Origin of the sequence: Leptothoe sp. ISB3NOV94-8A (assembly GCF_043421595.1) — a bacterium.
Classification (GTDB): domain Bacteria; phylum Cyanobacteriota; class Cyanobacteriia; order Phormidesmidales; family Phormidesmidaceae; genus Leptothoe; species Leptothoe turfae.
Map to the genome: position 1 here is coordinate 40809 of NZ_JAXSQW010000003.1, position 17680 is coordinate 58488.

Annotated in this window: 5 protein-coding genes; 1 reads left to right on the plus strand and 4 read right to left on the minus strand. The window is 48.3% G+C overall.

Annotated elements, in window-relative coordinates; translation table 11 throughout:
* Positions 1-224: 224 nt before the first annotated feature.
* From SPB21_RS32685 to SPB21_RS32700, 4 genes are all read right to left on the minus strand, one after another.
* Positions 225-15080 (minus strand): Tc toxin subunit A-related protein, encoded by a 14856-nt coding sequence (locus SPB21_RS32685; RefSeq protein ID WP_499869211.1) that lies wholly within the window; start codon positions 15078-15080, stop codon positions 225-227.
* Positions 15081-15194: 114 nt separating this feature from the next.
* Positions 15195-15632 carry a hypothetical protein gene (locus SPB21_RS32690; RefSeq protein ID WP_163666417.1) on the minus strand — a complete coding sequence of 146 codons (438 nt, stop codon included), beginning with the start codon at positions 15630-15632 and terminating at the stop codon, positions 15195-15197.
* A gap of 477 nt (positions 15633-16109) precedes the next feature.
* Positions 16110-16250, minus strand: a complete 141-nt coding sequence (locus SPB21_RS32695; RefSeq protein WP_499869213.1) for a CHAT domain-containing protein — start codon at positions 16248-16250, stop codon at positions 16110-16112.
* A complete protein-coding gene (locus tag SPB21_RS32700; RefSeq protein ID WP_499869215.1) occupies positions 16247-16609 on the minus strand; it encodes a hypothetical protein in 363 nt (120 codons plus the stop codon). Before SPB21_RS32700 ends, SPB21_RS32695 begins: the two co-directional genes overlap by 4 nt.
* A gap of 879 nt (positions 16610-17488) precedes the next feature.
* Here SPB21_RS32700 and SPB21_RS32705 point away from each other — a divergent pair.
* Complete coding sequence (locus SPB21_RS32705; RefSeq protein WP_499869217.1) at positions 17489-17677, plus strand: hypothetical protein; 189 nt, start codon at positions 17489-17491, stop codon at positions 17675-17677.
* Positions 17678-17680 lie beyond the last annotated feature (3 nt).

Consider the following 17680-nt stretch of genomic DNA (forward strand, 5'->3'; position numbering starts at 1 on the left):
GGTGATTAGAGAGATTTATTTGTTCCAGATCCCCTCCTGGGAGGGCTACGGTATATACACAAGTCAGAGAGAATGGCTAAAACCCTTAAATAACAATGGTTTCAATATGGTCTAGCCAGGGTTCCCCTTGCCAAGGGGAACCGTCAGGGAGGGGTCTGGATAACTTGCGCTAACGACCGAAGACCCCTCCGTTGGTTCCCCTTACGAAGGGGAACCGATGCTCGCTAAACCTTCGCTTTATAAACCAGGACCATCTCGGCATTCTTTAAGGTGCTGCCATCGCCCTTAAGCATAAAGGTCCAGCTGCTACCGTTTTGGCCCACGTTGATGGTGTTCGGTTGCAGGTAGGTGTTGTTGGGCACCTGTAGATCATCGTTGATGGTAAAGATCGCTCCACCTTGGTCGTCGGCGTATTCATAGTGCATAAACAGGCCAATAATCTTGCTGCTGCTCATATTGGGGAACATGTCGCGGGTAAAGGTAATCTCGGCTTCATCCACATCGCCACTGGTCAAGGCCGCCCACTGATCGGGGAAGTTGTAGGCCAGGTCAAAGAAGCTGGTGGCATGGTACGGCTTCAGTACGCCTTTGACCTCGTTGGCAAAGCGACTGCCGCCTTGCTTGGCGGTGTAGCGTAGTTTGACGGTGACATCCAACAAGTCTGCCGGGTTGTAGGACCCTTTCATGCCATTGAGTTCTAAGCGCCAGTTGGAGACGGCTCCAGTGCCTTCAAAGGGCAGATAGCGCTCATCGCCAAAGTTCAGCTCAAACATGCCGTTGTTTTCGGTGTATTGATCCACATGGGAGAGGGCCACTTGCTGGTTGGCGCGCCAGTTGACGCGGACATTGGGGGTGGCTTCATTGGAGGGATCAATCAGGTGTTTCACTGCTTTGATGTCCGCTGCCATGACCAGTTTGCTGCTGAGCTGGCTCAGGGTGGCATTTACCTGCTGCCCTTCGCCCACATCAAAGGCCAGGGAGACGGTTTTGATCTGGCGGTTGTAATGTCCGGGAAAATCATAGTCAAATAACTCTTCTGATAGTCGGAACTGGCAGAACCCTTTAGTCTTGAGATTTAATAGCGCCATGGGGTCGAGTTCCAATAGCGAGATACTCTTGGTGATTTCCAGACGACGGCTATCGGTTTCTCGATAGGCCTTTTCTAGACGATCCAGGTCATGACCCAGGCTGTTACCCGACAGCAGTCCCTTGCGCTGGCTATCCCAATACATGCCGTTGATGTAGTTGACCTGGCTGGCGGCAACGCCTTTTTCAAAAATGAAGGCTTGTTCTGCTTGTTTGGCGTAATCGTGGGCCAGCTTATAGGTTTGGAAGTATAGGCCCGAGATTTTGCCACTCATCCAACTGTAGAGCTGCGCCGTGGAGAATTTGTTCTTCATGAAATCGGCAATGGCGTGGTGGTTTTTGATGTCCTTTTCGTGGATGATTTTTTCTTGCTTTGCGATCGCAAGCTGATGTTTTTGCGATTGAATCTGATACTCCAGCTGTTGGATTTCACTGGTTGCCATCATTTTTTGCAGAGCCCAATCCTGCGCTGAGCGTTTGAACTGGGCCGCCACACCAGCGACCTCGCCCCCCATACTCAGGGCCTCAGCTCCAGATTGAATGGCCTCACCGAATTGGGCCAACATGGACCCAATATCTTCACCCCCAGTGGTGACACCAAAGCTGAAGGGACCCGCCGTAAACTGCGGCACGATGTAGGAAAGACCAGACATGTATTTACTCAATGCCGTCACCCCATGCAATGTGGCCGCAATCCCCATCATGGACAGCTGTGTCAGTTCTTCGGGTAGATAGCCCTCATCAATCAGATCGGCATAGTGGGTTTCCTGTTGCTCGGCCCCCAGTTTAGTTTCCTGCAAATTCAGCAAAGATTGCTCGGCTTCCTGAATGGCCTCTTCCTTTAACAGTGTGGTGAGGTCAAGCAGTATGGATTCTTGTTTGTTCTGTAAAAGGCTTAGCTCTTCAGCATCTTTCTTCTCCAGCGCGGAGAGTAGAGCGTCGCTAAAGCCATTGAGCTTGGTCACCAGTTCCCGCGCCTTGGCCATCAGGGAACTAAAGCGATAGTCGGGCACCGTCGCCGCACCAGCCGCCATAGCTGCCGCTGCCGCCATGCCCCCACCGCCAGCCACTGCATTGACCAGGGCCATGGGATCGATGGGGGGCTGGAACAGTGGCAAGGGCTGGGCCACACCGTCAATGTTTAGACAAGCCCGAATTTTACCCAGGCGATCTTCTACTCGGGTCCAGTACTCGGTGAACAGCTCGTTTTCTGGTAGGTAGAAATAGGGATTAGTGATGGTATCAAACTGGGTAGCAGCAAAGCTCAGGCTTTGTTCATAATCGACCACTCCATCGGTGACTGTGTTTTCTAGATCAATCAGGAAATCATAAGCTTCATTGGGATCTACCGAATTGCCGTCTTGATCGGTGTAGAAGTCGCTGTAGCTCTTGGTGGACTCCAGCACCACACGGCCCATATTCTTGGATTTTTCACCCAAGATGTCATAGGCCAAAATGTACAGCATCCGCGCTTCGTTAATGCTCTCGCGGGTGTACTGTCGGAAGAGCATATCACCCCAGTCCAGCAAGTTGTCGATATAGCGCATAACGATCGCTTTGCGATAGGCAATGGGACGCAGGGCTGCAATGGCATGGGGATCAAAGGGATCGTCTAAGTATTCTGCTAACTGAGCACTGTAATTGCGCATCAGCTCAAGACGAGAATCAAGAATTTTAATGATTGCCACTACTTCTAGCATTTCACTTTGCCAAGTGGCCAACAACTCGTCAGCAGTGGTTGCGAGATTGTTGATGGCTGACTCGAGATCAGTGACATATTCCCAGGTTGCAATAGTAGACAGATCTGTCCCAGAGGCATCCTCGTATGTATCTAGATCTTCTTGACCGAGAAACACCTTCTGGTAGCCAGCTAACATGCTATCTAGATTGCTTAGAGCCGTTCGAGCAGTTGCCACTGTATCCGTACTGGTAAGAGCCTCAAAGGCGTCTAAATCGTTGGTGAGGGTAGTCAGCAACGCATCCGGATCGACCGCCAGGAACGGGAGAAATTTCCAATAGTCAGATATTGCCGTGGGGTCGAAGATATATTCATACCACTCTTTGGCATATTCAAACTGTTGATCCGTATTTAAGGTCTGAGCAATCAGGAAAGGCACATGGAAAAAGATTTCCCAGTAATAGAGACCGTTGGCACTGTTAAAGTCAAGATGGCTGTTGACTGGCTCTGTATTGAATCGAGTACTATCTATCTGAATATTGCTAGGACTTGATGATGCTTCGCTGATAGTGGGAGATTCGTTAATCTCCTGGGTTGACATCTTTAGAAAGTCCTCAATCTCTCCAGCAAATAGAATTTGATTCAATTGCTCCGCCGTACTGGAGGTTAGACGGAGCACCTCGTACATCACACTGTTGATTTCGTAGGGCCGGTATTCACTCAAATCGTACTCAAGCCCATTATCTCCTTGAATCAAGTATAGGGTCTTTTGCTCGCTGTCATCCACATACTTAAAGGCGACATCTAGAGCAGCCTCCAGACCATCCTCACCATCGGCGGAAAAGGAACGGATTTCAGCCGGTAGATTGCCCCAACCCCCTAAAATCCTCAACGGTAGCTCTAATAGCCCCGAGTCCGGCTCAGGGGTATCTTTGCTAAGACGGTAGTACTCTGTACCTGAGAAGAGATAGACATAGTAACTACTGTCACTGCTGTCACTGCTGTCAATGTCGAGAACCAGGGCAGCGTCGATACCCTTACTCAGAGTTTCGCTGCTGCTGGTTATTGTCTTAATCTTGTCAACAATCCCCTGCAAATTTTCAGCTGAATTGTTGAAATCCGATACCAAAGACACCCATTTAGCTCCTGCATCGGTTGTGGCTACTGGATCATTTAAGATTTCGAGAGAACTGATATTAAAGGCTAGAGTCTGCGTTAGATACCCAAGAGCATCAACTACTTCGCTTAGATGGTCACTTATATCCTCTAGATCCTCTAGACTGGTAACATTATCTAGGGTTGGCTCCACTGTATTTTCCAGGGTATTGATATACTCCTGAAGCGTGTCGGAATAGCCTGCATAGGTGATTGTTCCGTCGTTGTTTGCCTGTCGATCGACAACATAATTAACCTTGTATTTATCTGCAAGATTGGAATATGAAGCTGCAGCCCTATCATTAAACCCGTCTGCCTCAGGTTTGGTAATGACTTCATAGGTGTTTAACAATGTCTCAAGGTTACTTGTTTTTGTATCCTTGAGGGTCTCAATGACACTTGTAAGAGTAGTTTTTTCGTGACTCAGATCTTCAAGCTCAGTATTCGACACTGCTACGCCATACGTAACGGGAGAACCATTATCTGCCAACTCTGGAATAGGTTCATTGCTCTGATCTGGCAACGTATAGCGGTAGTATTCAGTCTCACTAATCAGGTAGAGATGGCCATCTGCTACATAAGCAGCGTCCACAGTAGTCAAGGTGCTTATAAGGCTATCCAGAACCCAAGCTTTAGCATCGTCTATGTGTGCCTCATATTCCCAATGACTAAGTGCTGCCTCAAAGTCCGTCCAATCGTCCTCGCTGATAATTTTTTCCAGGTCAAGGGACGATAAAGTAGTCTCAATGATGAAGCCTAGAGCTATTTTTTCGGTAGTTGAGAATCCTGATGCTGATTCTGCATCCTGATCCAACCCATCATAGGCCCGCCCCCAGCGATCGCTAATGGTCAATTGGGCAGACGCTGCGAAGCCGCTTTCAGTTTCACTGTCGGCAGACACGGTGATATAGGTGCCATCGTCAAGGAAATAGTAGACTGCTCCACCGTCAAACATCTGGACTGCTGCTGTGATACTCGTGTCATCTGGGATGACTGAGAGAATGTTATATGCGCTCAACGCCTCTAGCGTAGTTTCGCTATCTAGCGAGTCTGCATTCGGTTTGACCAAGAAACCACAACCCTTATGGTTATAAGCAAACCAGGGTCCATCCATGGAGTTGTTGTTGGAGCTCAGCATTACCATATCATCGGCATCAATGCCCCCTTCTTCCGGGAATAAATCATTGAACAGATCCTGCCCCTGATTCTCGATGTTCTGGGTGTCAGCTTCCTGGGAGTACAGCTCTGGAGTCAGGTTATAGGCTCGAATGTACGGGCCTTTAGGGCTTGAGTTCCCGTAGGTATCACTGACGTAGAAGCTCACATTGATGTAGATATTCTCGTAGTCGTCATCGCTTAGTTTGCTGGAATTTTCAACAACCAAGTCCACATCGGAGATATACAGATTGGTCTTCAGATCCGTCAATGTATAAGGCTCACTGTTGATGGTCACAGTCTCACTAGAGATAAAATTGGTGTCCAGCAGTTGGGGCTGGCTCCAGCGTTTGTTGAGGTTGTAGAAGGAATAGTAAACCTTGATTTCCTTTTGGCTATTACCCTGACTAGAAACCGTTTGGTCGCTATCACTGCCACTGGTGGTGACAACGGCAGAGGAGGGATCGGCTGCACTTTCATCCATCACGGTCCAGAATACAAACACCCGATTAAAGGCGTATACCGGCCTGACATGGGCCACCTCAATGGAAATATTTAACTCTTCCCAAGGGTCCCAGATAATGGCGGAGCTCTCTCCACCAACAAAGGTGGCAAAGCGATAGAAATAGCGCATTGGGTCGGTGCGGGTATGGCCAAAGAGCACCAACACCTTGTTGTTGGTATCAGAACTGGTATCGTCGTAAACATAGCCCCCGGCAATGGTCAACTCAGAGACTTCTGTAAAAGAGTCCAGATAGGTGACATAGGCCTCTTCGATTAACTCATCCGTAAGTTTCCCTTGGGTCAAACTCGACTCCAGGGCCTTAAAGGCAGCAGACTTTACATCCGCATCCCGCAGCTCAGGACGAATGTAGTTTTCTGGATAGAGAAAGACTTTGCGATTCGCTTCCCACACCCGATAATTTTGAAGCCATTCCCACCGTTCCTTCAGATTGGCCTTCAGGGCCTCTTGATCGCTGGTGTCATCACCCTCCAGAGTGACCTCTTCTAGATTCATAAAGTAACGATGCAGATACAGCTGAACCGCCGCCGTGGCTTCCTTAATGCGCGAGGTCTCCGCACAGCTATCCATTTGGATATCGATCAGCAGCTTTTGGTACAGCTGTCGGGTGGTGGTGATCTCATCATCATTGGCAATCACATAGGGCACCAGGGCATCCCGCTTGAGGGTATTGACCTCATTGGTAATCTGTTTAACCAGGGTTGCATAGTTGTTATCGCAGTCCACCGACACCAGCACATCGTAAGCACCCGTCGCCGCCGTACTCACATCAGGCTGACCATTGGACCAATAGTCAGGGTCGTAGAGGGGCCGCCAAACATTGTTATATAGCTCTGATACATCTGCCCGCATCCGTTGGGTAGTGGCCAGAATATCGTAGAGACGCAGCACCAGCTCCAGGTGGAAGTCCTCTTCCATCACATTCACCGGGTCCGCCAGGAAGGCATTGCGCTGTTTGACCCAGCGTACGTCTTCTTTTTCAAAGTTAAAGATGGCGGCAAAGTGCATATAGGGCTCTTTCACCTTGCCCTTGGCCCCGCTGATCAGTTCCGTCAGAGTGAGATTACCGCCAGTAAAACGCTGGCCCAGGTCTTTAAACCGAGTGATGGCATGGATATCACTCAGGAGATAATCAGACCATTCTCCCCAGCGATAGGCCAGCACCTGCACTGGCTTTTCAGCGTCATGATCGCTCAGGTCCAGGTTATGGGTGACAAACTTTTCTCCTGTATGGAAGTAGATCTCATCTTCAAACTTAAAGACAGTGCTCACACCGCTGTCGGTGAGGATAGTGTCATCTAGCTGAGGCCAGGTTTCATTAATATCACGGGGATACTCCATATCCACGTAGCGGGGCTCATCGTAGGGGTTGAGGGCAAACAGGTCCGCCGTATCGCTGTAGCACACAAACTGCTGGTCCTTAAAGACGAGCAATTTGCCTTCACCATCCACATAGGCCCCATCAACGGTCTGGGTACCAGCCGTGCTGGTAAAGGTATTGTCCAGATGACCCCAAATCTCGTTGACGTCCCCTTCGGTACCGGCGGCACTATCGGTCTGCAGGTCGGTAACGTGGTGATAATTGCGCTCGTTAAACAGCACTAGCCCCAGCTCGCTGGCATCGGTGGCCAGGTAAAACGCTGCATCAATGCCGTTGCGATAGTCTTCCGGTAGGCTGTCTAACCCTAGCTCCTCGGCCAAACTTTCGCCAATAATCTTGGGATAGCCCTCATCCACATAGCGATAACAGTCGCCCCGGTAGAGGGTATCTCCTGTCTGTTCCACTGTATAGCGAATATATTGTTCACCAGAGAACAGATAGGTCATCTGCTTTTCGATGTCATCGACAGCGGCCACAAAGGCGGCATCGATATAGCCCCCCAGGGTAAAGTTGTTATCGATATGGCCCAGGCCATCAATATCGTAGGCCACATATTTGTTGGGGCTGCCGGTAAAGACGGTGTTGTTGGTAAAGAAGTAGAGACAGCGGCCATTGTCCATCAAGCCGTCAAAGAATGGGGTTTCGCCGTCGTAGTCTGCCTCTAGCTGATCTAAATGCTGCTGGAACTCTTTGGTCATAAAGGCAAAGGCGGGTTCGTCACGCAAATAGGTGGCAATCTTTTTGGGATAGCCCTCGTCTGCATAGCGATAGTCGTCGCCGCTGTAGCGCACATAGGAGTCCCCAGCAAACAGATAGGTGGTGCGATCGCTAGGATTCACCCAGGCGGCATCCAGCCAGTGGCTCTTCCGATTATCGTTGTCGAAAATATTTTTCTGTCGTCCCCAGGCATCCTTGATGTCTGTCACAACCGTCCAGTCATCGTCATTGTCGTCAAAGGCGGCATAGCGTTCCTGGCTAAAGAGATAGACGGTGCTATCGTTACCCACAAACCCAGATTTTAAGGTTTGAAAGTCCGTTTTATTAAACGGAACATCCGGGTAGAGTAGCTCCAGGGGCTGGGGAAACCCCCAGATCTCAGTATTCAGGTTGAAGCTCAAGAACTTCTGATCGCTAATAAAGATTAGATTCTCTTCGTGGACAAAGATGGCATCAATGGCATCAAATCCTTCCTCTTGATACTCTTCCGGCATGTCCCACAGGCTGAAATCCCCCTCGTATAGGGGCACCGGCTGGTCATAGCTATCCTTGGTGTAGTGCAGATAGCGGAAGTTGCCATCGATATCAGGACGCTCAAACAGATAGGTGTCTTCTTTCCACACATAGGCCAGGGCAACATTGTTGAGCCCCCGCCATTTGTCGCTAATGCGGCGGGGCGGATAGGTGACGGTGCTGGCGGTATAGTCTGAGGTATCGGCGTCATACTGCACAAACCACTCCCCAGAGAACACATAGGTCACCCCATCGCGACCCACAAAGGCGGCATCAATGGTTTCCTGGTCGTAGATGGGATTGCGGGAACGCCCCCAGACGTCGGCAATGGTAAAGCTTTGCTCCAGCTCAACATCGTAGTATTTGTCACCAGCAAACACATAGCTTTTGCCATCGCTGCCGTGGAGTATTGCACTCACATCGGTCATGGCTTGAGCATCGGATTCCAGCAGTGATTCCACCCGCTGTACCGTGCGGGGAGTGGCTTCTGTTTGGGTGAGTGTACGGGCTTCCAGGTGGCTGGTTTGATACCAGGTGTCGCCGCTGAGTATGTAGTTCTCTCCTCTTTCCTGAAGTGCCGCTTGCACATCGGCAAAGGCGTCGTTGTCATACTGTTTGTAGTTGTCTTCATCGCCAATCACGACATGGAAGCTGTCTCCCTTAAACAGGTAGACCTGACGCTGATCGGCAAAGGCGGCATCAATGCCCTCAGGGAAGGCGACCTGTAAGCCTCGGAAACGGGGTTCGTCTTTGAGGCGATGGATAGAGCGGGGATAGCCCTGCTCAACGGTGCTGTAGTCACTGTTCACATACCGGAAAAACTGATCTCCAGAGAACAGATAGGTGTGATTAGCCGTCATATCCACCAGCTGACCGTTCTTATCCTGCTCCTCCCAGCGAGACTCTACAATCAAGGCGGCATTTACCTTACCGGTTCTTTCAATATTGTTGCGCACCTTACCCCAAACCTTATGGGTCAAGCGGGGATAGCCATAGTCGATGTTGCGTAGCTCAGCATCAGAAAACCGCAGGAATTTAGAACCATAGAACAGGTAGGTTTTGCCATCTGTCCCCATTAAGGCTGCGACTACTCGCTCATCAGCCAGCCCATTGACATTGCGATCCCACTGATCTGAGAGGACTTTGGGTTCTGACCACCAGCGATTGGAGTAATTATGCTCAATGTAGTAGTAGAGACCATCCTCGGCACTTAGGTAGAACAGGTAAACCTTCCCCTCAGGGCCATTCATCACTGCATCAATTTGGAAATCTGTCGCCCCATTGGTGACGCTCTCTGGCAAACTCCAAAAGTCATCGTTCACAAGGGCAGGGAACACCTCGATCTCATCCACATCGGGGCGATTAGCCAGCACCGTTTCAATCACACGGGCATTGGGGTCTTCTTCATCCACCTCTAGGTAGTCGTCTTCCTCCTTATGCAGGGTAGAGTAGCGTACATATACATTTTCTGTGGTTGTGGTTGTCGTTGTTGTGCCATCTGCACTAATCGTAATTGTGGTAGTGGTGGTGACGCCGTCAACAGTTTCAGTGGTTGTGGTTGTGCCGATCTCAGCCTCGGTGACCTCAGTGGTCTCGGTAGTCTCGGTGGTCTTAGTACCAAATAGATAGGTCTTGTTCCCCAGCACAAAAGCAGCGGTGACGGTGGTAAGCCCTTCCCAATCTTCGGCAATATCCCGAGGAAAGCCATCATCCACCTGGGTATAGTCATGGCCGGAATAGCGCACATATTGTTCACCAGAGAACAAATAGGTGTATCCATCCAGTCCCACAAAGGCGGCATCCACCGTGCCGCTATCGGCAATATCGTTGGCCACTTTACCCCATTGCTCACGGGTTACCTGGGCCAGGGTGACTTCCCCGGTAGTGTCGGTCACTTCATTGACAGTATTGGTGCTAGGGTCGATGCTGACATATTCATCATCCCGGAACAGGTAGATGGTTCCATCCCAGCCATAGAGAGCGGCATCAATGCCAGCGGTAAATTCATCGGGCAGGCCGCTAAATTCCTGATGGATCCCCTTGGGATAGCTGTCTTCAGGTTGGAGGTTGGCCAGCTCGATGCTGCCCACATACTTGGCAATTTTGTTGTCCAAGAATAGGTAGTAATTCCCCTGGCAGGCCAGGGCCGCATTCAGTTGGCTGGGGTGGCCAAAGTTATATTCCCGATGTCCCCACTTTTCAGCAGCAGGGCGCACCTGGCCATCCTCTGACGAGACATAGGTGTTGCCTAAAAAGGCGTAGCTGTACTGATCTCCCCCGTCAAACATGGGGCCTAAGTCCTCCCCATACTCAGCGGGCAGTTGAATCGCCAGATTCTCGCTGTTCCAGTCCTCAGCAATGGACTTGGGATAACCTTGATCGACGGTGAGGCTACTGGTTAGGGTGGAGCCGATATCTGAGTACCGCACATATTTATCGTTGGCAAATAGGAATAGCCTCCCCTCAGAATCCACATAGGCCGAGTCGATCATCTCCAAGTTGTCAAAGTCGTTGTCTACCTGACCAAAGTTGTTATCTCGCTTGTCCCAACTATCGCCATCGGCATATCTCACATAGTGGGATGCATCACTGATAATTACCCAGGTACCATGGCGATCAATAAAGGCCGCATCCACTTGATTCAGCTCCTCTTCTTCGTCAAATAGCTGGCGAATGGGGTCTTCTTTAAGTCTTTTCTGCAGGGCTTCATCGTCTTTTTGTAGATCAACCAGGTCCTGGTCGTCCTCGCTATCTAGATCTATCTCTTTTTTGTCGATTAGAGTGTAGTCTTTGGCCAGATAAATCCAGTAGTAATCATCTTTGAAGAGATAGATAAATTCGTCTGTCTCTAAGAGGGCATCGACGCTGGTAATGGGACTGCCGCTGTCAGGATCATCAGGTAAGATCAAGTCTTCTGGGAATTTAGCCACCAGCTCCTGATCTTCAAGGGCCAAGTTGATCTCATGGATATCCAGCTGCTGCTGTTTGATTAACAAGGCAAACTGACGAATGCGTTTTACCGCCTGGGCGTAGTGCATATCGTTGGGGAGTTCATCTAGCTGGCCCAGGGCATTGGCGTCCTCTAGCAGGGGCTTTAACCAAGCAAAATGCAAGTTGTTTTCAGTCTTAAACACGGCCTGGGATAGGGCTTTGACCGCATCTGGGTTAATGCCTAGCACTCCCTGCAGCTGTTCGATAATGGCGCTTTGCTGCTCGTCGGTGTGGGCTTTTATCGCTTGGTCAACAGCCTTGACTGTGCCATTGATGGCTTTGGCAATGTCGTGGATTTGGAAGAACACTTCCAGGTTGTAGTCTTCAAAGCCCGGAAGATGGAAGGCGGCGGCATTTTCCGGCACCAGAAAAAAGGGAATCCGATCGGCCTGCAGAAGATCTTGCTCATCCAGGACGTCAATGTCGGTTAGGTTGTGCTTTAAGGCTTCGATTTCGTCGGCATTAAATTCCAGGGCTGTGAGCTTTTCATCCTGGAGGCGATACTGGTCGGCATAGGTGACGATGCTGGCTAGGTGGTCAAATGCGATCGCATTCTGACTATCATCAAAATAGTTACGCAAACCAAAGCTTTCGCGATTGTCCTCCTGCTTAAAGAAGGCACCTGCACCCGATTGCAGCTGATTACCGTTTAAGTACCCATCCTCTTGCAGATCCTCATGCACCCAGCGGGATACTGTCTTGGCTGCTAGTTTGGCTAATTCGTTCTGATCTAGCTGTAGCCAGGTGGCCTGATCAGCAACAATGGCATTATGCAATACCTTAGAAATGGCCTCGCGATGGGGATAAAACTGTAGCGCCAGCCCCGTCATCCTCGGTCCTTCATCAACAATGCGCATCTTGTCGACAACAAACATGTGCTTGTCAATGTAGCGATTCATCTGCAGGTTGCGGATTAAATCCTTAAGGGCGTTTGGATCTAGATCCAGCTCAGCAAACATCTGAGCATTAATTTGGATCTTACTGGCTGCAAATTTATCTAGCTGCTGCTGGAGCAGATGATGCACCTGATCGGTCAATTCTGCCAAATCTGCATCGAGAAACAACTCATCAACGCCGTCAGCATGACTAAACATCGCCACATCTGTGACAAAGCCCTGCTCATCTATGTAGTCGTTATAAATCAGATTGTCGTACAGTTCCCGTGTCTCAGCGACAGAAAGACCCAAGCCCTCAAAGTCTGACTTAAACACCTGCACTTGAATCTCGTCATTCTCGTCCAGTTGGCCCGCCATTTCCTCCTGGTACACTCCGTGGATAATCTCAAAGACATCCTGACGAATTTCACTAAAATCGAACTCTAGCTGAAAGTTTTCCACAGTGGGCAGCTGACCATCGATCCAATCTTGGGTCAAGAGTTTGCCACTGCCATCAATCACCTGATGGTTAATCAGGTTCTTAACAATTTTCTCGTGAAGCTTGCCCCCAAACTGTAAGTCCACAAATTCATAGTCTTGAATGACCGCCAGCTGCTGAATAAACTCTTCAGTCAATGCCTGAATCTTGCGGGGCTCATAGGCCATTAGCAGATGCCGATGATAGCCCTTGGCAGCCTTAGGATGCATCCCCGACTCTGGATAGGCAGACAGCATAGAGAGCGTGCCGTGAGCCATGCTCGGCATATGGTGCATCCCCAGCTTCTTGCTATGGTTTTTATATCTGTTCTGCTTCTTATGGGCACCTGACTTACAGCGATAGGAAGACTTCTCCATATCGCCCGGCATATCCCCACTCATCCCCTCCTGGCGCTGCTGCATCAAATTAAAGGCAAAGTGAGAAGCCCGCTGATCGCCTAGCGCATCTGCCAGGGTATCCGGCTGCATTTCTTTGGCTTGAAAGCTTTGTAAAAGCGTATTGTAAAGGGCAAGATCCTGGGCATTCTGAGTCTCTTCTGCCTTGTCGGTCATGGGGGCACCGTTGACAATTGCCCACAGCATTTCTGGTGAGTAGCCAAACTCCTTCATCCATTTGGTCAAGGCCATCAGAGACTCAAACAGCCACAGCTGATCGCTGATGCTGTGGATATCGCTGTTGATAGGGGCCATCAAGATTTCAAAACACTTTTGAGTACTAGGCACCTGATAGACAAAGTGAGTTTGGGAATCTAGTCGACCGATAAAGGGATCTTGCTCCAGCAGGTCAAAGAGAATAAACAACTCCAGGAAATGTACATCCAGCGCATTGGATAAGGCCGAAATACGGTAAAGCACATTTAACAAATTCCACTGGTATGCATCGCCAGTGTTCTCCCAAAGGCTGCTGTCAGCGACCTCTTCAAATGCCAGACGTTCAGTAATATTGATCAGATCGGTTTCAGTAAACCCTAAAGCATGGCGCAGACGCTGACGATAGGTATCATTGTCATCGCTAAATAAATCTTCTGCATAGTCGATTTGAGTATAGGTATGGTAAGTAGTGTCGTTATACTGAGCCGGAAGCTCCCCAGTCTGATCCGTAATATAAAAATATTTTTCATCGATAGACACACAGGGCAAGTTAAAAATTCGGTTGAACTGATCCTGAGGCAGATCCTCATTGGTTCTACCCACATATGAGATCTCACTTAGAATGGCAACAACTGTATCAAGAGGCTGCTCCAGAGTCTTGTGAATATAGACCACCTGGGCGATATATACTAGAGTATCGGCACTCAGCGTAGGTACACTATCAACCTGGCAACAGTGGCGCAAAATATGGTCTAAGTCGGTAAAGCTCAGACCTGTTTTCTGCGCTAGCCGCACAAAACGGCTGGTGCGGTCAAACCACTCGATCGGCACAGCACCGCCATCGGACCACTTCAGTGTAGTCTCGTCATCGCTCAAAGTGACATAGCCTGTGCCATTGCTGGTACCGGTATTAATATAAAAACTCCCACGACCAGCTTCAACAGCGGAATGATCGGACGGGTCAACATAAAGATTTTGGTACAGCAGCTCCAACATCTCCTGGGATTCTAGATCCGTTGTCTCCATAAAGCTGGTGACGGTGGATAGCAGACTGATTAAATGGTTGCTGAGGACGCTTGCTTGACTGGATCTAATTTCGCTTAGCAATTCAGCCGTTTTATCGGCATCAATTGATGAGATATCCTCGAATATCTCCGCTAATAGAGACAGCAGTTCAGTTGAGTCTGAAAAGTCATCACTACTTTGATCGAAGATAATGCTTCCAGTACTGTCAAAGATACGAATGTAGTATAAAGCACCAATTTTTGCCGCAATTACCAGGCTTGTCCCACCCTCCGGCAGAGCGTCAACATCCGCCAGGGAATCATATAGTTCGATGTCATAGTTCGCTATATAACCATAGGCCATGACAGATGAGGCAGCTACCTCATCAGGTTCTAACAGAGCTGTCCACTCTGCTGTAGACAGCCCCAGGTATTCCCGCGCCACGGTGGTGTAGTCTGCTGTAGTCGCAAAGAGACGACGCAACTCATGGGCCGTGATGCCTAGGTGATTTAGATGGTTCTTGACCTTTTCACTATTTAGGGAAAACGGCATGTTGAAAGGATAGCTTGCCCCCTCCAAGACACCGAAGACTGCTGCTTCTAAGGCTTCTCGTATTTCGTAGTCGGTACTGTCAACCCGACCCTCTAGCACTTCGTTGACAATATCGAGATAGGGAATCAGCGTTGTAGTGTTTTCGGCATCCAGATCAATTCCTTGGATATCACTCCGGCGTGAGTGAAAATCGACGGCATCCTCATCAGCTTCGTCGGTCACAAACTCATCGTCCAGCATTTGCAGCAGGTCGACCAAATAGGCTGCAGGAGAATAAACAGAACGAGACTCGTCACCTGCCTTAAAGTCGATGTTACCAAAGAGATCTGCGTAGTTAGGAATGTTGGAGATCATACTCATAGGAATTCTGTTCCAGAAATGAATGTGGGGGGAATATTCTTAAGATCAAAACGGAGACTGGTCGATGATTGGCCAGCCTTCAGGGATAGCTTTGTTTAGCGAGCAAGATTAGACTTAGCGAGCAAGACCAGCTACACGGCTGTGGGCCCCTGTCTGTTGGGCACGGTCCGTATATTGCAATGCAACAACTTTACGCACCGCCACCGCACGCTTATACACACTTTGGGCCAGGACTCTGTCATTACCAAAGGTTTTAAGATTATCTTGTATGAACATTTTTCTGGGCGTATTGGCAATTTGCAAAGCAGATTGAAATCCGCTTTGTAGCAACTTTATAGCGAGGTCTTCTTGACCATTGGGAACAACTCTTAATAAACGCTGATAGGCCTTAAGCTGCCTGATTAGACCTTCCTTATTGTCCTCTAAACCAGTCCACTTATAGGTATCGAGAGTCGAAGCGTGGAGTAAATCGGCGGTTCGAAAATCAATTTTCTTATTTTTTCTTAGAAAGGCCTTCAGGTTTTTGATGTTAATTGTTTCTGTACTACTCATTGTTACACCCTCCTTTTTGCATTAATGAAACATACTTGAAGACACCACTTTCAAGGTGAAGCCTAGATCATGGAGGTAAAGCCAGCCTGGAGCTTTATCCAGTGGATTCAAAAGAAAACTGAGAGAGAATCAGATTGTTGAGGTTTTCTTTTCTCTCACATAAGACTGTTTAAAGACATTCAAGCAGTCTTACATCAAATAAACCTCAAAAGAAAAACCACGGCCCAGAAAGCATTTCAAGAATTTTCTACAGTCGTTTCAACAACTTCCTTAGGCTTCTGAAGTAATAACGCTATTTCAAAATCTCAAGAGATATATGTGATGATACTACACTTCGACAAAAGTTGTCAAGCGCTTTTTGAGTGTATAACAACAACTTTTCAAAGAATGCAGTTAGCAAATAGACTCATGCTATTCAGTTCAGGGGCACGAGACAAATTTCAGCAAAATCACCAACTGAATTTATCAGATTTATAATCAGTTACCCGCCAGAACAAAGAGAGTCCAGAAGTGAGAGGAGGCTAGCTGTGGGTCTTGCATCAGGGCTAGCTGTGCCTGACGAAAAGCTTCAGCTTTGGTGATATCTGGCTGTGCTAATGCCGTGTAAAACTCAGTCATATAAAGAAGCGTTGCGAGAATGGTGCACAGTTTGGGAATAAATCGGTGTCGATGGTCTCGGTGTTGCGCTGCACCGGATTGATGGCCAAAGCCTTTTGCATGACAACGATAGGATTGCTATGAAAACGATGTAAAATATATGCCTTATCACCATAAGAGTCTTTGTTATTGTGTTGTTGCCCAATCCTCAATTCCTCATCCAGAAAATTCGCTGTTCTCCGGGGGGATAGTCCACTTTCCATAAGTAACCAGTTCAGAACTAGCTGCAATTCTTGCTGCGATGCCCTACGCTTTGCCCAACTGGTCAACCGTCTACGATGGATCTCGCACATACCCGTAGCCGAGAGAATATATGCCATAGTTAGCATTTTACTGTCGATATCTAGCTATGGCACACATCGTTTATTTTGCGACGGCTCTATTACTTCAATACCTGGGTAAACCTGAACTTTTACCTGAATCAACCTGAACTTTTCGGGATTTTTTCTACCAGGGATCATCGTTATATTAAATATTGTTGTCTAGCTCTGGGATTAGTTATTGCAGTATACCTAATAAGGTTAAATGAGGCAGAAGCATTATGAGTCCAGCGGAACTCATCAGGCGACGTTATTTGTATAAAACTTATGCAAGTTGGTGAACCTATTACCCGCTTTTATCCTTCAACAGAATGGGATTTATTCAATACTTTTCCCTGTTTCTGTTGCAGTGATCAGTGTCTAGAGACCATTCAAGGGACCAAGCATTTACCCATTGATATTTTGAATCGCTATGAATTAGCTCGCCATATTAGACGACTCAAAAGGCATCAAATTTCTTTCAAGATTCGAAATATTGGAGATATGACTTATCAGACTTTATATCTTGTCTAATAGGTTTGATGAGTCAAGTCCAAGCTTTCACTATGATGTCTCTCCTGAAGTCAACAGAAGACCAAATATAGCCAGTCAGTAAATCAACCATGTTGAACAACAGATTAAAGACGTTACCTACGAAGGCTACTATGCAAATGGCCAATGGCCTTAGATGGCTCACTGTGCAAAAAGCCCAACTTGATTGGCCTGTTGTTTCTTTTTTTGACATAGCCCATTTAGGTGCGATTCCACTGGTAGCACTGTATCCATCCACAGACGGACTCTGTACCATATGCAGGGTTTTGGTGGTCCCATTGGTTGTGGATTTTCCCTAAAAAGGATCGCAAACAAATAGGGGTACTCTATTTCAAATATGCGAAAGATATGCTTCAAAACCCTTTCTATAAATCTCTTGAAAATAGCTACCTCTTTTGGCATCTTGGGCTTGCCATCAGCCTATTTCTAATCGGCTATGGTCTTGGGGGGCACTACATTTGCGATCGCACCCTCACATCAGTTGGGCTACTTTTCACTGCTTCCGTTAACTCAGCCCATAGGGCCAAGGGTGGCTAGAGA